The sequence below is a fragment of the Streptomyces sp. WMMC500 genome (genome assembly GCF_027497195.1).
Classification (GTDB): Bacteria; Actinomycetota; Actinomycetes; order Streptomycetales; family Streptomycetaceae; genus Streptomyces.
The window spans coordinates 5047909-5065445 of record NZ_CP114905.1 but is presented as its reverse complement, the minus strand read 5'-3'; the positions used below and the strand labels follow the sequence as shown (position 1 = coordinate 5065445).

General features: G+C 73.7%; 13 protein-coding genes. 7 read left to right on the top strand and 6 right to left on the bottom strand.

Annotation, left to right across the window (positions count from 1 at the left end; genetic code table 11):
* Positions 1-9: 9 nt before the first annotated feature.
* The 4 genes from O7599_RS21800 to ssd form a co-directional block, all read right to left on the bottom strand.
* Positions 10-831: a type II secretion system F family protein gene (locus O7599_RS21800; protein ID WP_281617283.1), complete on the bottom strand. Its 822-nt coding sequence runs from the start codon at positions 829-831 to the stop codon at positions 10-12.
* Positions 815-1672 (bottom strand): type II secretion system F family protein, encoded by an 858-nt coding sequence (locus O7599_RS21795; protein WP_281617282.1) that lies wholly within the window; start codon positions 1670-1672, stop codon positions 815-817. Before O7599_RS21795 ends, O7599_RS21800 begins: the two co-directional genes overlap by 17 nt.
* Positions 1669-2814 carry a TadA family conjugal transfer-associated ATPase gene (locus tag O7599_RS21790; RefSeq protein WP_281623469.1) on the bottom strand — a complete coding sequence of 382 codons (1146 nt, stop codon included), beginning with the start codon at positions 2812-2814 and terminating at the stop codon, positions 1669-1671. Before O7599_RS21790 ends, O7599_RS21795 begins: the two co-directional genes overlap by 4 nt.
* Before the next feature lie 296 nt (positions 2815-3110).
* Positions 3111-4280: a septum site-determining protein Ssd gene (ssd, locus tag O7599_RS21785; protein WP_348652559.1), complete on the bottom strand. Its 1170-nt coding sequence runs from the start codon at positions 4278-4280 to the stop codon at positions 3111-3113.
* Between the two features lie 530 nt (positions 4281-4810).
* Here ssd and O7599_RS21780 point away from each other — a divergent pair.
* Complete coding sequence (locus O7599_RS21780) at positions 4811-5641, top strand: HAD family hydrolase (RefSeq protein WP_281617280.1); 831 nt, start codon at positions 4811-4813, stop codon at positions 5639-5641.
* A gap of 442 nt (positions 5642-6083) precedes the next feature.
* Here O7599_RS21780 and O7599_RS21775 read toward each other — a convergent pair whose 3' ends face one another.
* On the bottom strand, positions 6084-6944 hold the full coding sequence (locus tag O7599_RS21775) for a Fic family protein (RefSeq protein ID WP_281617279.1): 861 nt from the start codon (positions 6942-6944) through the stop codon (positions 6084-6086).
* Between the two features lie 86 nt (positions 6945-7030).
* Between O7599_RS21775 and O7599_RS21770 the strand changes: the two genes are divergently transcribed.
* On the top strand, positions 7031-8053 hold the full coding sequence (locus tag O7599_RS21770; protein ID WP_281617278.1) for an ATP-binding protein: 1023 nt from the start codon (positions 7031-7033) through the stop codon (positions 8051-8053).
* On the opposite strand, the gene O7599_RS21765 is transcribed toward O7599_RS21770, so the two are convergent.
* A complete protein-coding gene (locus tag O7599_RS21765) occupies positions 8041-9204 on the bottom strand; it encodes a hypothetical protein (RefSeq protein WP_348652558.1) in 1164 nt (387 codons plus the stop codon). The genes O7599_RS21770 and O7599_RS21765 overlap by 13 nt on opposite strands.
* A 450-nt stretch (positions 9205-9654) precedes the next feature.
* Here O7599_RS21765 and O7599_RS21760 point away from each other — a divergent pair, with 450 nt between their 5' ends.
* The 5 genes from O7599_RS21760 (at position 9655) to O7599_RS21740 (ending at position 17466) form a co-directional block, all read left to right on the top strand.
* Positions 9655-12189, top strand: a complete 2535-nt coding sequence (locus O7599_RS21760; RefSeq protein WP_281617277.1) for a SulP family inorganic anion transporter — start codon at positions 9655-9657, stop codon at positions 12187-12189.
* A 133-nt stretch (positions 12190-12322) separates the two neighbouring features.
* Positions 12323-14278, top strand: a complete 1956-nt coding sequence (acs, locus tag O7599_RS21755) for an acetate--CoA ligase (RefSeq protein ID WP_281617276.1) — start codon at positions 12323-12325, stop codon at positions 14276-14278.
* A gap of 262 nt (positions 14279-14540) precedes the next feature.
* Positions 14541-15938 (top strand): Na+/H+ antiporter NhaA, encoded by a 1398-nt coding sequence (gene nhaA, locus O7599_RS21750; protein WP_281617275.1) that lies wholly within the window; start codon positions 14541-14543, stop codon positions 15936-15938.
* A 29-nt stretch (positions 15939-15967) separates the two neighbouring features.
* Positions 15968-16543 carry a phage holin family protein gene (locus tag O7599_RS21745; RefSeq protein WP_281617274.1) on the top strand — a complete coding sequence of 192 codons (576 nt, stop codon included), beginning with the start codon at positions 15968-15970 and terminating at the stop codon, positions 16541-16543.
* On the top strand, positions 16540-17466 hold the full coding sequence (locus O7599_RS21740; protein ID WP_281617273.1) for an alpha/beta hydrolase: 927 nt from the start codon (positions 16540-16542) through the stop codon (positions 17464-17466). Before O7599_RS21745 ends, O7599_RS21740 begins: the two co-directional genes overlap by 4 nt.
* Positions 17467-17537: the final 71 nt, after the last annotated feature.

Below are 17537 nucleotides of genomic sequence, written 5' to 3'. Positions count from 1 at the left end.
CCATGTCCGTCATGCACTGCCGCCCAGCAACCGAGTCGCCAGGCCCATCACCACCGGCGAAACCCCGACCGCCAGGAACGCGGGCAGGAAGCACAGCCCCAGCGGGCCCGCCACCTTGACGCCCGCCCTGCGGGCACGGGCCGCCGCCGCTCGCGTCTCCTCCGCCCGGCACTCGGCGGCCAGCCGGGAGACCGCGTCGACCACCGGTACGCCCGTGTGGCCCGCCTGCTCCAGCCAGCCGGCCAGCCGGGCCGCGCCCGGGAGTTCCGCGAGGGGCGCCCACGCCGCGTGCGGCGCGGCGCCGAGGCGCAGCTCCGCCGCGCCCCGCGCCAGGCGTTCCCCGACCGGACCGCCCAACGAGCGGCCCACCTCCGCGGCCGCGTCCCGCGGACCCGCGCCCGCCGCCAGGCAGGCGGCGAGGAGGTCGGCGGCCAGGGCGAGGTCGGGGCCGGCGCGTATGCCGGCGTCCCGTCGCGCGAGGGTGGCGGCGCGGCGCTGCCACCGCCGTATGCCGTACGCCGCGGCGAGTCCCGCCACGGCGCCGACCGCCCCGCCGACGAAGATGAGCACGGCGACCCCCGCGAGCAGACCCGGCACCCACCGCACCGCGGTCTCCCGGAGCCGCATCACGGCCGGCCGCGGCCCGCCGCCGGACCGCCCGGGCGACCCCGGCCGTGCGGCCGGCGCCACGGGGCCCAGCACGGCGGGGAACCGTCGCCGCGAGGCGCGTGCACGCCAGGACGCGAGAGCCGCGTCCGCCGCGCAGTACGCGGCGGCCAGGACGGAAAGCGCCGTCCACAGGCTGTGGATGAACTCAGCGCGCATGCGCACCCCGCACGATCCGGCCCACCCAGGCGAGCCCCGCCCACTCCAGCAGACCGCCCGCGACCAGGCAGACCAGCCCCGCCGGCGTGTGCAGCAGCACCCGCAGCGGCGCTGCACCGAGCGCCGAACCCATCAGCAGGCCGAAGCCGGGCAGCAGCGCCAGCAGCAGCGCCGTCGCCCGCGGGCCCGCCAACTGGGCCTGCAACTCGTCCCGTTCGTCCCGCTCCGCGCGCAGCGCCGCGGCCACCCGGTCCAGCCCGTCCGCGAGCCCGGCGCCGCCGCTCGCGGCCACCTGCCAGCACGCGGCGATCCCCGCGAGCCCCTGCGCGCCGGGGGCGCCGGCCGCCGCACGCAGCGCACCCGGCACGTCGCCGCCGAACCGCGCGGCGGCCAGCACCTCGGGACCGCCCGCGGGACCGCCGGGCGCCGCGGTGAGCAGCGCCGCGGCCGGCTGCCGGCCGGCCCGCAGCCCTCCCGCCACCGCCGCGCACAGCTCGATCACGGCGGCCGCCCGGCACGCCTGCGCACCGCGCCGCTCCCGGCGGCGCAACCGCCGCCGGACGAGCGGCACCGCCACCGCTCCCGCGAGCAACGGCAGCCACGACGCCCCCAGCAGCGCCACCGCGCCCCCGGCCGGCAGGCACCACCACTCGCGGCGCCCACCCCACGTCCGTACGACTGCGGCCACCCGCCGCCACGCGCCCGCCCGCTCCGCGCTCCCCGGCGGCCCCAGCAGCGCGCGGGCACGCCGCACCGCGGGCCTCCGCCCGCCCGCGAGCACGACGGCCGCTCCCGCGCACATCGCCGCCCCGCACGCCGGCGCCAACGCCGTGACCTCCCCACTCACTCCGCTCCCCCGCCCCGCTCCAACAGGCGCTCCAGTCGCGGCCACCCGGCCCGCCGCGCGAACCCCCCGGCCGCCCAGACCGCCGCGGGCACCGCCGTCACCAGCCCCGCGCCGTCCCGCTCCAGCACGTGCACCTCCGCGATACGCCGTCGCCCCCGCCGGTCGCGCACCAGGTGCAGCAGCACCGACACCGCCGCGGCCAACTGGCTGTGCAGAGCGGGCCTGTCCAGGCCCGCGACCGCGCCCAGCGCCTCAAGCCGCGCGGGCACGTCGCCCGCCGCGTTCGCGTGGACGGTGCCCGAGCCCCCTTCGTGGCCCGTGTTCAGCGCGGCCAGGAGATCGACGACCTCCCGGCCCCGCACCTCGCCCACGACCAGCCGGTCGGGGCGCATCCGCAGCGCCTGCCGCACGAGGTCCTGGAGGGTCACCTCGCCGACACCCTCCTGGTTCGCGGGACGGGCCTCGAGGCGTACGACGTGGGGGTGATCCGGCCGCAACTCGGCCGACTCCTCCGCCAGCACGATCCGCTCGTCCCGTCGCACCAGCGACAGCAACGCACTCAGCAACGTCGTCTTCCCGCTGCCCGTACCGCCGCTCACCAGGAACGACAGCCGGGCGTCGAGGAGTCCGCGCAGCAGCCCCTCGCCGCCCGGCGGCACCGTCCCGGCGGCGGCCAGCTCCGCGAGGCTGAACGCCCGCCGCCGCACCACCCGCAGCGACAGACAGGCCGAGCCCACGGCCACCGGCGGCAGGACCGCGTGCAGCCGCGTGCCGTCGGGCAACCGGGCGTCGGCCCACGGGCGCGCGTCGTCGAGCCGGCGCCCGGCGACGGCGGCGAGACGCTGCGCAAGGCGCCGCACGGCGTCGCCGTCCGCGAACCGCACGTCGACCCGCTCCAGGCCGCGCCCCCGGTCCACCCACACCTCGTCCGGCGCGGTGACGAGCACGTCCGTGACGTCCGGCTCGGCCAGCAGCGGCTCCAGCGGCCCGCTTCCGACCATCTCCGAACGGAGCGCGCCCACGATGGCCAGCACCTCGGTGTCGCCGAGCAGCCGCCCCTCCCGCCGCAGCGCGGCGGCCACCCCGGCGGGCGTCGGCTCCCCGCCGTCCTCCGCCAACCGCCGCCGCACGGCCCCCACCAACTGCCCCGACACGGCGCCCGATTCCCCGGCACCTCCGCCGGAGCGCCGCGGCGCGGGCGGACGTCCCCGTACGAACTCCGGGGGCCGGGCGCCGCGGGCGAGCACCGCCTCCGGCCCCCCACGCGAGGGCGCACCCACCGGCCCCCGGCCCGGCCGACCGGTGGGCCGGGCGGCCGTACGGACCGCGGCGGTGGCCGCCGCTCCCCTGTCGCCCTCCGCGCCCCGCCCGCGGCCGCGCTGCGGCAAGGTCCGCCCCGAGCCCGTGACCAGACGCTCCGCGGCCTGCTCCGTCCCCTTCATGCCGTCACCTCCTGGCCCGCGCCCGGGAGGGCCCGGGTCCAGAAGTCCGTACAGAAGCGGGACAGCGGGGTTCGGGGGCGGGCGCCCGGGGGAGGGCCACCGGTCTCGGCGGCCTGCGGCAGGCCCGGTTCGGCCGGGAGTTCACCCGCCAGGGGGAGGCCCAGCAGCTCCGCCACGTCCCCGGCCACCAGGCCGCCCCGCGTCGGGCCCCGGACCACCACCCGCAGATCGCCCAGCACCATCCGCACCGCATCGGCCACCCGGTGCGCCGCCGCGACCGCGCGCAGCTCCGCCGGCACCACCAGCAGCCCCACGTCCACCTGGGCCAGCGCCTCGGCCACCGGCTCGTCCACCCGCCGCGGCAGGTCGACCACGACCACCCCGCACCGCCGCCGGGCCGCCGCCAGCACCGAGCGCATCGCCTCCGGGGACACCGCGGCCGCCCCCGGATCGCCGCCGCCCCGGTCCCAGCTCAGCAGCCGCAGTTCGTGCAGCCGCGGCAGCGACTCCTCCAGCGCGGCTCCGCCGATCCGCCCCCGCGAGGTCGCGAGGGCCGGCCAGCGCAGCCCCTCCGCCTCCTCGCCGCCGAGCAGCACGTCGAGCCCGCCGCCCAGGGGATCCGCGTCGACCAGCACCGTCCGCCGCCCGGCCCGCGCCGCCGTCACCGCGAGCGCGCAGGCCAGCGTGGACGCCCCGGCGCCGCCCCGGCCGCCGACGACGCCGACCGTGCGGGCCTGCGCGCCGACTCCCTCCGCGGCGTCGGCGATCCGGTCCACCAGCGCCGTCTCCCCGTCCGGCAGCACGAGCACCTGCTCCGCCCCGACCGCTACCGCCCGCTCCCACACCCCCGGCTCGTCCTGATCCCGGCCGACGAGCACCACCCCGTCCCGCCGGGCCGGCCCCGCCGCGCCCAGCCGCGCGGCGCTGTCGTCCCCGACCAGCACCAGCGGCGCCGCGGCCCAGTCCGGCCGCCCCGGAGCGTGCGAGACCTCCGCCTGCGTACCCGCCGCCGCGCACAGGCGCAGCAGGTCGTCGAGAAGGTCCTCGTCCTCCGTGACGACCAACGGCCGCCCGCCGGCGCCGTCTTCGGCAACACTCCCGGCAACACCCCCGGCACAAGCAGCCGCGCTCCCCTCACGCAGCACACCGCTCCACACCCGGCCCATGACGCCGCCTCCCCCGCTTCCTCCGCCGCGCCACCCGGCACGCCGTCCCCTCCGGCCCGCGCCACCGCCTTCCGCGGCGGCGCCCGGCCCGCTTCCGACCCCCACCGTGCCCCCACCGCCCCACCCCTCGGGGATCTTGGTGAGAATCTGGGGACAACCCACCGGTTGTGGACAACTCCGTCACCCGATCGGGGGAGTATGCAGATCCAGGGCAACGGTTACCCACGGTGATGCGTCTAGTTCCACGACGGTGATGAAGACAGCCCGAAGGACGGCCCGAAGCAAGGTGCGACCGGGAAGAGCGGAAGAAGATCCGACGCGACCGGAGAAAAGACGAGAAAAACCGGAGTCCGGACATGCGACGACCCCCGCCGGGGGGGAGAGCGGGGGTCGTCCCCACGGCCGACTCGGGGGGGGAGGAGCCGGTCCGGGTTAGCACGGTCGCGAACGATCCGTGACTTCCATGGTGTACCCGAGAGCCTTCTCAGGCAAACCCACGCGCCACACCTTACGCCGAATGGTGGGCGCCTATGCTCGCACTCGTGGAAAACCACTCGTTGCCCAGGACGGCCGCCTTCTTCGATCTGGACAAGACGGTCATTGCGAAGTCGAGCACGCTGGCCTTCAGCCGGCCGTTCTACCACGGTGGGCTGATGAACCGGAGGGCCGTACTCCGATCCGCCTACTCGCAGTTCATCTACCTCCTGGGCGGCGCCGACCACGAGCAGACCGAGCGCATGCGCGCCTACCTCTCCAACCTCTGCCGCGGCTGGAACGTGGCCCACGTGAGCGACATCGTGGCCGAGACCCTCCACGACCTCATCGACCCGATCATCTACGACGAGGCCGCGTCCCTCATCGAGGACCACCATCTCGCCGGCCGCGACGTCGTCATCGTCAGCAGCTCGGGCGCCGAGGTCGTCGAGCCCATCGGGGAACTGCTCGGCGCGGACCGCACGATCGCCACCCGGATGGTCGTCGAGGACGGCCGCTACACCGGCGAGATCGACTACTACGCCTACGGGCCCGCCAAAGCGGAGGCCGTACGGGAGCTGGCCACGGCCGAGGGGTACGACCTGGTGCGCTCGTACGCGTACAGCGACTCGATCACGGACGTGCCCCTCCTGGAGACCGTCGGCCACCCTTATGCGGTCAACCCCGACCGGGCGCTGCGCCGTGAGGCGGAGCAGCGCGACTGGCCGGTGCTGTCGTTCGCCCGTCCCGTACGGCTGAAGCAGCGGCTGCCGCAGTTCTCGCTGCCCTCCCGGCCGGTGCTCGCCGCGGCCGCCGCGGGGCTGGCGGCGGCGACCGCGGCCGGGGTGGTCTGGTACGCGTACCGCCGCCGCCTCCAGGCGGCCTGAGGGCCCGCATCCGGCCCCGACCTGCAGACTTTCCGTTTCGCCCGATAATTAACCTTCGCTAGCATTTGCAGGTGAAAGTAAATATCTACGCGCTGGGCTTCCCTCTCCCCGCGGACAGGAGTACAAAGGAATTACGGCCCGCGAGACCAGGGCATCCGAGGAGGATCCCCAGCAACCACGGCCCCGCGGACCGCACATGGAAGTCGGGAACCCACGCGACGCCGATCCCTCGAATAGGGACCGCCACACCAGGCAACGGACGGGTGCCGGGCCTGATGGGCAAAGAATTCTGCACGCACTGGTACCCCGGCGGACATGAGATGGCGGCGGCGCCCCCGGGCGCCGCCGCACCTCTGTGTCCAGCCGCACCCCTGCGTCCAGCGCACATCGCGCCCAGCAGGCCGTACGAGCCGGGCGGCCCCGGCGCACGTCCCGCGCGTGGCTACGCCGCCCCGCGCTGCAGCGCCTCGCACACCGCCGTGCTCTCGCGCGCCCCCAGTTCAACCGCCCTGCCGCAGTGCGCGATCCATCCCCCGACGCCCTCCGGCGTCCCGCTCGCGTAGCCCGCGAGCGCCGTCTCGTACGCCCCGCGCCCCTGCTCCGCGTGCCCCACCTCGGCCGGGCAGACCGCCTTCGGGTCCAGCCCGCTACCGACGAGCACGATCCGCTCGGCGGCCCGCGCGACCAGCCCGTTGCCGGTATGGAACGGCCGCAGCGTCAGCAACTCGCCGTGCACCACCGCGGCCATGACCAGCGCCGGCGCGGACGAGCCCGCGACCACCAGGGCCGCCAGCGCGTCCAGCCGCGCCGCCGTCTCGTCGGCGTCCGGCAGCGGCTCCGGCAGCGCTGCACCCGGCTCCGTGACGCTCTCGCCTGCCAGCCGCGGCCGACCGACCCCGTCGCCGGGGTCCCCCGCGGCGGCCGCGAGGGCACTCTCCGCCCCAGCACCCCCCGACGCCATCACGTGCAGCCGCGCCAGCACCCGCATCGGCGACTGCCGCCAGATGCTCAGCAGTTGCCCCGCCTCCGCGTTCACCCGCAGCGCCCCACCCACCGTCCGCGGCTCCCCCGCGCCGGAGAAGTCGCTGCGCCGCCGTACCTCTTCCAGCGCCCAGTCCGCCCCCGACAGCGCCGCCGACGCCCGCGCGCCCCGCAGCGCCGCCTCCGCCGACACCTCGTTGCTGCGCCGCCGCATCACCCGGTGCCCGTACACGCGATCAACCGCCCTCCTTACAGAGGACACCGCCTCCTCCACTCCGGGGAGGGTGCTCAGGGCCGCCAGCGGGTCGGTCACGCTTGTCATGCGTACGAGACTACGCAACCCGATGGGGTGGACTTGTCCAGCCCTTTCGCTGACCGCGACGCAAGATCCCGCTACCGTTTCTGAACATGAAGATCGCTTTCGTGGGAAAGGGCGGCAGCGGCAAGACCACCCTGTCGTCCCTCTTCGTCCGGCACCTCGCCGCCACCGGTCGACCCGTGCTGGCCATCGACGCGGACATCAACCAGCACCTGGGGGCGGCACTCGGGCTCGACGAGGAGGAGGCCGCCCGGCTGCCCGCCATGGGCGCGCATCTCCCGCTGATCAAGGAGCACCTGCGCGGCGACAACCCGCGGATCGCGGACGCGGCCGACATGATCAAGACGACGCCCCCCGGCACCGGTTCCCGCCTGCTCACGGTCACCGGGGACAATCCGGTGTACGCCGCATGCGCCCGCCCCGTGCGGCTGGACACCGGCTCCGTACGCCTCATGGTCACCGGCCCGTTCACCGAGGCCGACCTCGGCGTCGCCTGCTACCACTCCAAGACCGGCGCGGTGGAGTTGTGCCTCAACCACCTGGTCGACGGGCGTGAGGAGTACGTCGTCGCCGACATGACGGCGGGCAGCGACTCCTTCGCCTCCGGGATGTTCACCCGCTTCGACATGACCTTCCTCGTCGCCGAGCCCACCCGCAAGGGCGTCGCCGTCTACCGCCAGTACAAGGAGTACGCGCGCGACTTCGACATCGCGCTGCGCGTCGTCGGCAACAAGGTGGAGAGCCCGGAGGACCTGGAGTTCCTGCACACGGAGGTGGGCCCCGACCTGCTCGCCGCGTTCCCGCACTCCGCCTGGGTGCGGTCGATGGAGAAGGGCCGCCCGCCGGCGTTCGCGACGCTGGAGGAGCCTGCCGCGCAGGTGTTGCGGGAGTTGTACGGGGCCGTGGACGCGTCGTACGAGCGGCGTGACTGGGCCCGTTACACCGCCCAGATGGTGCACTTCCACCGCAGGAACGCCGAGAGCTGGGGCAACGCGAAGACCGGAGCCGACCTGACGGACCAGATCGACCCCGGCTTCGTCCTGGGCGAGACCGCGCCGCCGGAGCCCCGGCCGGTCGCGCGGGGCACGGCCGCCGCCCCTCAGCCCGCCTGAGGCTGCCTGGCGTTCGCGGTGCCGGCGTGGTCCTTCCGCTCGGCCTTCACCGGCCCACCGGCGCGCTTGGCGCTCCCCCGCTTCGCCGTCTCCGCCAGGAACTTCTCCCAGCCCTTCGCCGGCCGCTCGCCCACGTCCAGCGTGCGCAGCTTCGCGAGCGCCGCCGGGTCCTGGGCGTCCAGCCAGTCCACCAACTGCCGGAAGGAGACGCAGTGCACGTCCTTCTTGGGGCAGACGGTCTTGATGGTGTCCTCTACGGCGCGCATGTACGCGCCGCCGTTCCAGCTCTCGAAGTGGTTTCCGATGACGAGGGGCGCGCGGTTGGTCGTGTACGCGCGCTCGAAACCCGCCAGTAGTCCCTCGCGCATCTGCCGTTCGTAGGCCGCGTGCTGGGCGGGGGGCGCATAGGCGGTGCCCGACTGGTTGGCCATGAAGTTGTAGTCCATGCTCACGACTTCGAAGGAGCGGCCGGGGAACGGGACCTCCTGCAGCGACAGATCCCAGATGCCCTCCTTCTTCTCGGGCCACACCTGACTGCTGACACCGCTGGTGTCATAGCGGAAACCCATCTCCTTCGCGGCCTTCATGAGGTTCTTCTGCCCCTCCAGGCAGGGGGCGCGACCGCCGACCAGCTCCTTGTCGTAGTCGAAGGGAAGCGGATCCGCCTTCTTCCGGCCGGTGTTCGTCTTCCAGTGCTGCACGAACTGCTTGGCCTGCGCGATCTCGCTCTTCCAGTCCTCCTTCGACCAGCTCGCGACGCCCGTACGGCCGCAGAAGTGGCCGTTGAAGTGGGTGCCGATCTCGCTGCCCTCCAGCCAGGCGCCGCGTACCTGCTGCAGGGTGGCGCCGACCTCCTCCTCGTCCAGGTAGCCGATGTCGGAGGCGCCGCGGGGGTGGCCGGGGGGTGCGTACTCCATGCGCTTGCCCCGGGGCAGGACATAGACGCCGCTCAGGAAGTAGGTCATGGCCGCGTCGTTCTCCCGGGCCACCTTGCGGAAGTGGGAGAAGAGCCGCTGGCCGTCCTCGCCGGCGCCGTCCCAGGAGAAGACGACGAACTGCGGCGGCCTGGCGCCGGCCGTCATCCGGCTGATCGTGGGCTGGTTGGGCTGGGGGCCGGTGTAGGCCGTGGAGCCGTCCCCGATGAGCTTCATCGGCCGGCCCTTGCCGGCGTCGTCGGCCGTGCGGCCGTTATCCGAACGCCCTGTATCGCCGTCGGGGCCCGTCCCGGGGGAACAGCTTGCGACCGTCACACCCCCCAGTGCGAGGACGCCGCAGATTCCCACGGTCGCCCGCCATGTTCCGAACAAAGCTCCCACCTCTTCCCGACGCCGCAAGGGACGTGCCGACTCGAATAGCCGAATGCACGCGCGATTTCTCGCCGCACGCTCGGAAAGAGGGATAACCGGGAATTCAGATTATCTCTCCGTATTCACTCGATGGATGGGAGAAGTGGGCCGACCGGCGCAAAACGCTTCGCTCACTCTTTACGTGGCATTACGATTCATTTACTCACCCTTGAGGGTCACCGTACCGTCACACTGAGTGACGTAACCCGTGTGCCCGTGCTGCAAGACGCCCCCTCCGCACCGAGGAGACGCCACATGCCCGCAGGACGCCCGACGCCCCTGGGAAGCCCTTCCGCCGAGCGCGCGAAGGACCCGGACCACCCGGAACACGACCCCGGCCCCAGCCCGGAAACCCTCCCGGAACAGACGGCAGACCCCGGCCCCGCGAAGCCCGCGGAGCGCACCGCCGCCAGGCGGCCCTTCGCCGCGGATCTCTCCGCCTCCGTGACCGTCTTCCTCATCGCCATGCCGCTCTCCCTCGGCATCGCGCTCGCGACCGGCGCCCCGCTGCAGGCAGGGCTGCTCTCCGCGGCCGTCGGCGGCATCGTCGTCGGCCTCATCAGCGGGGCACCGCTGCAGGTCAGCGGACCGGCCGCCGGGCTGACCGTGGTCACCGCCGACCTCATCCAGCAGTACGGCTGGCGCACCACCTGCGCCATCACCGCCCTCGCGGGGCTCGCCCAGCTCGCGCTCGGCTCGATCAAGGTGGCCCGGGCCGCGCTGGCCGTCAGCCCGGCCATCGTGCACGGCATGCTCGCCGGCATCGGCGCGACCATCGCGCTGGCCCAGTTGCACGTCGTCCTCGGCGGCAGCCCGCAGAGCTCACCGGTCGACAACACCCTGGCGCTGCCCGGCCAGTTGGCCGACCTGCACCTCGGTGCCGTGTCCGTGAGCGCCGTCGTCGTCGTCGTGCTGCTCGGCTGGCCGTGGCTGCGCGGGCGGGGCACGGGTCCCCTCCGGTACGTACCGGGGGCGCTGGCCGCCATCGTGCTCGCGACCGGCTTCGCCTCCTTCACCGGGCTGCGGCTGCCGCGCGTCGACCTGCCGTCCTGGAGCAGCCACGCCCTCGCGGGGATGCCGGACGGGCCGGCGCTGGGGCTGGCCGCCGCGGTACTGACGATCACGCTCGTAGCCAGCGTGGAGTCGCTGTTGTCCGCGGTGGCGGTCGACAAGCTGGCGGCGGCGCGCGGCGACGAGCGGCCCCTGCCGCGGGCCGACCTCGACCGGGAGCTGCGTGCGCAGGGTGCCGGCAACTTCGTCGCCGGCCTGCTCGGCGGGCTGCCGGTCACCGGGGTCGCGGTGCGCAGCTCGGCGAACGTCGCGGCGGGGGCGGTCAGCCGCCGGTCCGCCGTGCTGCACGGCGTGTGGTTGGTGCTGGCGTCGCTGCTCCTGGTGGGGATGCTGGAGCTGATCCCGCTGGCGGCGCTGGGGGCGCTGGTGATGGTGGTCGGCATCCAGATGGTGAAGATCAGCCACGTGCGGTCGGTGCGGCGGCACCGCGAGATCCTCGTCTACGCGGCGACCGTGGCCGGCGTCGTGGTGCTGGGCGTGCTCGAGGGCGTCGCCGTGGGGATCGCGGTGGCGGTGGCAGTGTCGCTGCACCGGCTGTCCCGTACGCGGGTGACGCTGGAGCGGCGCGACGGGGCCGCCGCCCGGGGTGCGGCCCCGGGCGCGGACGGCGAGGGCCGGGGCCCGGCGGGGGACACGTACCACGTGCAGGTGCACGGCCAGCTCACGTTCCTTGCCGTCCCGCGGCTGAGCCGGGCGCTCGCGCAGGTGCCGCCCGACGCGACGGCGCAGGTGGAGCTGACCGGCTCCTTCATGGACCACGCCGCGTACGAGACGCTGCAGGAATGGCGCAAGGCGCAGGCCGCGCACGGCGGCGTCGCGGAGCTGACCACCGCCGCGGGCCTGCGCATCGCCGAGCCGGCCACCGCGCACCACTGCCACCCCTGGACGCCGTGGCGCAACCACTGCTGCGTCCCGGCCCCGGAGCGGCACGGCCCGGCGCACCGGCTGCTCAGCGGGATCAGCAACTTCCAGCGCAACACGGCGCCGCGGGTGCGCGACGAGCTGGCGCGGCTGGCCCGCGAGGGGCAGCGGCCGACCCAGCTCTTTCTCACGTGCGCGGACTCCCGGGTGGTCACGAGCATGATCACGTCGAGCGGGCCGGGCGATCTGTTCACGGTACGGAACGTGGGAAACCTGGTGCCGCTGCCGGACGGAACCGGCGACGGCACGGACGCGGGCGGCGGCGCCGACGGCGGGACCGGTGCCGACCGGGACGGTGCCGCCGACGCCGCCCTGGCCGACGCCGCCCTGCCCGACGACTCCGTCGCGGCGGCCATCGAGTTCGCCGTCGAGGTGCTGAAGGTCGAGTCGATCACGGTGTGCGGGCACTCCGGCTGCGGCGCCGTGCAGGCGCTGCTCGACGAGGAGGCAGCGCACCGGGACGCCGGGCCCGCCGGCGGGCCGCCCACTCCGCTGCGGCGCTGGCTGCGGCACGGGCTGCCGAGCCTGGCGCGGGCGCAGGCCGGCGGCCCCCGGATCGCCTGCCGGCCGTACGCGGACGACGCCGAGCGGGTGAGCCTCGCCAACGTCGCGCAGCAGTTGGACCATCTGCGCCGGCACCCGTGTGTACGCCGCCGGCTGGCTGACGGCACGCTGAGCCTGCACGGCATGTACTTCCACGTCGGTGAGGCGCAGGCTTATGTGCTGGGAGCGCAGGGCGACTTCGACGCCGTACGCCCCGGGCCCGCAGGCCGGCGGAAGCGGTCAGCTCCGGCGTGATGTCCGATAGCACACGGCGCCTTCGGCCGCCCACAGGTCTAAACCATTTTATCCCCAGGCCCTTGTCACGCCCTCCCCGCGACTGATGAGCTAGGCCCGGGACTGAGGCGGACATCCTGGAAAGGGAGATGTCGTGAGCAACGAAAGCCTGGCCAACCTGCTCAAGGAGGAGCGCCGGTTCGAGCCGCCAGCCGAGCTGGCCGCGCACGCGAACGTCACGGCGGAGGCGTACGAGCAGGCACGTGCGGACCGGCTGGGCTTCTGGGCGGAGCAGGCCCGGAGGCTCAGTTGGGCCACCGAGCCCACCAAGACGCTCGACTGGTCGAACCCGCCGTTCGCGAAGTGGTTCGAGGACGGTTCGCTCAACGTGGCGTACAACTGCGTGGACCGGCACGTCGAGGCCGGCCTCGGCGACCGCGTCGCCGTCCACTTCGAGGGCGAGCCCGGCGACTCCCGCACGATCACCTACGCCGAGTTGCAACGGGACGTCGCCAAGGCGGCCAACGCGCTCGTGGAGCTGGGCGTGCAGACCGGCGACCGCGTCGCCATCTACATGCCGATGATCCCCGAGACGGTCGTCGCCATGCTGGCCTGCGCCCGCATCGGCGCCCCCCATTCGGTGGTCTTCGGCGGCTTCTCCGCCGACGCGCTCGCCACCCGGATCGCCGACGCGGACGCGCGCGTGGTCATCACCGCCGACGGCGGCTACCGGCGGGGCAAGCCGTCCGCGCTGAAGCCCGCGGTGGACGACGCGGTGGGGCGTACGGACCAGGTGCGCAACGTCCTCGTGGTGCGCCGTACGGGGCAGGAGGTGGCCTGGACCGAGGGCCGCGACGTGTGGTGGCACGACGTCGTCGACCGGCAGGAGGAGACGCACACCCCCGAGGCGTTCCCCGCGGAGCACCCGCTCTTCATCCTCTACACCTCGGGCACGACGGGTAAGCCGAAGGGCATCCTGCACACCACCGGCGGCTATCTCACCCAGGTCTCCTACACCCACCACGCCGTGTTCGACCTCAAGCCCGAGACCGACGTGTTCTGGTGCACCGCCGACGTCGGCTGGGTCACCGGCCACTCGTACATCGTGTACGGCCCGCTCTCCAACGGCGCCACCCAGGTGCTCTACGAGGGCACGCCCGACACCCCGCACCAGGGCCGCTGGTGGGAGATCGTCCAGAAGTACAAGGTCTCGATCTTCTACACCGCCCCCACCGCGATCCGCGCCTGCATGAAGTGGGGCGACTCGATCCCCGCCAAGTTCGACCTGAGCAGCCTGAGGCTGCTCGGCTCGGTGGGCGAGCCGATCAACCCCGAGGCGTGGATCTGGTACCGGGACCACATCGGCGCCGGCCGTACGCCGGTGGTGGACACGTGGTGGCAGACCGAGACGGGCGGCATCATGATCAGCCCGCTGCCCGGCGTGACGAGCACCAAGCCCGGCTCGGCGCAGGTGCCGCTGCCCGGCATCGCGGCCACCGTCGTGGACGACGAGGCGCGCGAGGTGCCGAACGGGTCGGGCGGCTATCTGGTGCTCACCGAGCCGTGGCCGTCGATGCTGCGCACCATCTGGGGCGACGACCAGCGCTACAAGGACACGTACTGGTCCCGCTTCGAGGGCCGGTACTTCGCGGGTGACGGCGCCAAGAAGGACGACGACGGCGACATCTGGCTGCTGGGCCGGGTCGACGACGTCATGCTCGTCTCCGGGCACAACATCTCCACCACCGAGGTGGAGTCGGCCCTCGTCTCGCACCCCAAGGTCGCCGAGGCCGCGGTCGTCGGCGCCACCGACCCGCAGACCACGCAGGCCATCTGCGCCTTCGTGATCCTGCGCGGAGGCGCGGAGGAGGCTGACGGCCTGGTGGAGGAGCTGCGGGCGCACGTGGCGAAGGCCCTGGGCCCGATCGCCAAGCCCAAGCGGATCCTGCCGGTCGCGGAGCTGCCCAAGACCCGTTCCGGCAAGATCATGCGCAGGCTGCTGCGGGACGTCGCCGAGAACCGCGAGATGGGCGACGTCACGACGCTGACGGACACCACGGTCATGGACCTCATCCAGGCCAAGCTGCCGTCCGCGGCCTCGGAGGACTGAGCCGCGGGCGGCCGGCCCGGGCGGCCGGGCGCGCGGTGAGCGGTGCCGGCGGTGGGGACACCCCGCCGCCGGCAGCCCCCGCCGCCCGATCGCGCCACACCTCCTTTTTGCCCGTAATCTGACCCCAGGTTGATCGACCGGCGACGGCCTGTAGGGTGGCGGAGACACGTAAAGAGAGCGATAAAACCCTGAGGCGCGCCGGGAAGTCTGGTCGGCACACAGCACTCGTGTATCCGCCGTCCACCGCCCGGGAGGCCCCGTCGTGACCGCGCCCCAGCGCCCGCAGCAGTCCCAGTTCCTGCGCCGGCCGTCGCTCAGAGAGCGCACGTACGTCGCCGAGGCACTGCGTACGGAGACCGTCGGCGGACTGATCCTGCTGGCCGCGGCCGTCGTCGCCCTCGTCTTCGCGAACAGCGGCCTCAGCGGCACGTACGAGGACATCAAGGGCTTCACCTTCGGCCCCTCCGCACTCGACCTCCGCCTCGATCTCGCCCACTGGGCCAAGGACGGGCTGCTGACGATCTTCTTCTTCGTCGTCGGCGTCGAGCTGAAGCGCGAGCTGGTCGACGGGGAGCTGCGCGACCCGCGGGCCGCCGCGCTGCCGATCATCGCCGCGCTCTGCGGCATGGTCACCCCCGCGTTCTTCTACGTCGCCGTCAACGCCGGCCGCGGCGACCTCGGCGGCTGGGCCATCCCCACCGCCACCGACATCGCGTTCGCGCTCGCCGTGCTCGCGGTCATCGGCAGCAACCTCCCCGCCGCGCTGCGCGCCTTCCTGCTGACGCTGGCCGTCGTGGACGACCTCTTCGCGATCCTGATCATCGCGATCTTCTACACCGCCAGCATCGACTTCGTCGCCCTCGGCGGCGCCCTCGCCGGGCTCGTCCTCTTCTGGTTCCTCCAGCGCCGCGAGGTACGCGGCTGGTACGTGTACCTCCCGCTCGCCCTCGTCATCTGGGCGCTCATGCACGCCAGCGGCGTGCACGCCACCATCGCGGGCGTCGCCATGGGCCTGATGCTGCGCGTCACCACCCGACCGGGCGAAGAGGTCTCACCCGGCGCGCGCATCGAGCACCAGATACGCCCGCTCTCCGCGGGCCTCGCCGTCCCCGTCTTCGCGTTCTTCGCGGCCGGCGTGGCCGTGAACGGCGACTCGATGGCGGGGGTGTTCACCGACCCCGAGCCCCTCGGCGTCGTCCTCGGCCTCGTCCTCGGCAAGGTCCTCGGCATCTCGGTCGGCTCCTGGCTCGCCGCCCGATTCACCCGGGCGGAGCTGAACCCGGCGCTGAGATGGCCCGACGTCTTCGCCGTCGCCACCCTCGCCGGCATCGGCTTCACGGTCTCGCTGCTCATCAGCGAGCTTGCCTTCGCCGAGGACGGCGGGCTCGCCGAGGAGACCAAGGCGGCGGTGCTGACGGGCTCCTTCATCGCCGCCGTGATCGCGTGCTTCATGCTCAAGATCCGCGACAATCGCTACAAGACGATCTGGGAGGAGGAGGAGCGCGACGAGGACCAGGACCGTATACCGGACATCTACCAGCAGGATGATCCGGAGTACCACCTCCGGATGGCCGTGATCTACGAGGCAAAGGCCGCGGAACACCGGAGGCGTGCCGAAACGCGGCACCCGCCCGGCGAGTCGGGTGACCGTCGGGCATGATGTGACTCCGGGCGGCGAAGGGACGGACGATGAGCGCAGCCGGTGACGGTGCGGCAGGAAACCGGACGGCCGCGGACGCGAGCGGCACGGCGAAGGTCAGCACGGCGAAGAGCGGCACCACGAAGAGCGTCACGGTCACCGACCTCGACGCCGACGTCCACCTCGACGGCCAGCAGAGCCTCGGGCAGCTCGTCTCGACCGCCACCACCGGGCTGAGCGCGCTGCTCCACGACGAGATCGCCCTGCTCAAGGCCGAGACCCGGGAGGACATCAAGCGCGCCGGTGCTGGCGGCACCGCCCTCGGCGCCGCCGCCGTCCTCGTCCTCTTCGGCATCCCGATGCTCGGCTTCGCCGCCGCGTACGGGCTGCACGCGCTGGGGCTGGCCCTCGGCTGGTCGTTCCTCATCGTCTTCGGCGCCCACCTGGTCCTCGGCGCGCTCGCCGCCCTCTGGGGCATCGCCAAGATGCGCCAGATGCGCAAGCCCGAGCGCGCGATGAACTCCACCAAGGAGACGGCCAGCGTCCTGTCCGACTCGCTGCGCGGCAGAAGTCATCCGGCGGACCGACGCAAGCCGGCCGTGGACGTGGCACGCTCGGAGTCATGACGGCACCGTCGCCAGTCGATCCGGCAGTCCACCTCGAGGGTCCCTGGGTCCACAGGGAGGTCGCGGCGAACGGCGCCCGCTTCCACATCGCGGAGATGGGCGAAGGACCGCTGGTGCTGCTGCTGCACGGGTTTCCGCAGTTCTGGTGGACCTGGCGGCATCAACTGCCGGCGCTCGCCGAGGCCGGGTACCGCGCGGTGGCCATGGACCTGCGCGGCGTCGGCGGCAGCGACCGTACGCCCCGGGGCTACGACCCCGCGAACCTCGCCCTCGACGTCACGGGGGTGATCCGCTCCCTCGGCGAGCCGGACGCCGCGCTCGTCGGCCACGACCTCGGCGGCTATCTCGCCTGGACCGCGGCCGTGATGCGGCCCAAGCTGATCCGCCGGCTGACCGTCTCCTCGATGCCGCACCCGCGCCGCTGGCGCTCCGCGATGCTCACCGACCCGCGGCAGAGCGCCGCGGGCTCCTTCGTCTGGAGCGCCCAGCGCCCCTGGCTGCCCGAACGGCAACTCGTCGCCGACGACGCCGCGTTGGTCGGCCGGCTGATCCGCACGTGGTCCGGGCCGCGGCAGCCGGACGACAAGGCGCTGGAGGTCTACCGGCGGGCGATGACCGTGCCCTCGACGGCGCACTGCTCGGTGGAGCCGTACCGCTGGCTCGTACGGTCGCTGGGGCGGCCGGACGGCATACAGTTCTACCGCCGGATGAAGCTGCCGGTGCGGGTGCCGGTGCTGCATCTGCACGGGTCCCTCGATCCGGTGATGCGCACGCGGAGTGCGGCCGGGTCGGTGGCGTATGTGGAAGCGCCGTACCGGTGGCGGCTTTTCGACGGTCTCGGGCACTTCCCGCACGAGGAGGACCCGGTCGCGTTCACCACCGAACTCGTCAGTTGGCTGCGGGATCCCGAGCCCGACCGCTGAACCACCGCAGGTCAGCGACCGGTCCACGGCCCGCACGGCATCCTCCGCCGACCGGGCGACGCGGGCCCGGC

Excerpts from the sequence above, each read along its gene's own strand:
- O7599_RS21765 (WP_348652558.1), bottom strand. The coding sequence starts at position 9,204 with ATGAAGCTCATCGGGGACGGCTCCACGGCCTACACCGGCCCCCAGCCC.
- O7599_RS21770 (WP_281617278.1), top strand. The coding sequence starts at position 7,031 with ATGAAGATCGCTTTCGTGGGAAAGGGCGGCAGCGGCAAGACCACCCTG.
- O7599_RS21760 (WP_281617277.1), top strand. The coding sequence starts at position 9,655 with ATGCCCGCAGGACGCCCGACGCCCCTGGGAAGCCCTTCCGCCGAGCGC.
- O7599_RS21745 (WP_281617274.1), top strand. The coding sequence starts at position 15,968 with ATGAGCGCAGCCGGTGACGGTGCGGCAGGAAACCGGACGGCCGCGGAC.
- O7599_RS21780 (WP_281617280.1), top strand. The coding sequence starts at position 4,811 with ATGCTCGCACTCGTGGAAAACCACTCGTTGCCCAGGACGGCCGCCTTC.
- O7599_RS21740 (WP_281617273.1), top strand. The coding sequence starts at position 16,540 with ATGACGGCACCGTCGCCAGTCGATCCGGCAGTCCACCTCGAGGGTCCC.
- ssd (WP_348652559.1), bottom strand. The coding sequence starts at position 4,280 with ATGGGCCGGGTGTGGAGCGGTGTGCTGCGTGAGGGGAGCGCGGCTGCT.
- O7599_RS21775 (WP_281617279.1), bottom strand. The coding sequence starts at position 6,944 with ATGACAAGCGTGACCGACCCGCTGGCGGCCCTGAGCACCCTCCCCGGA.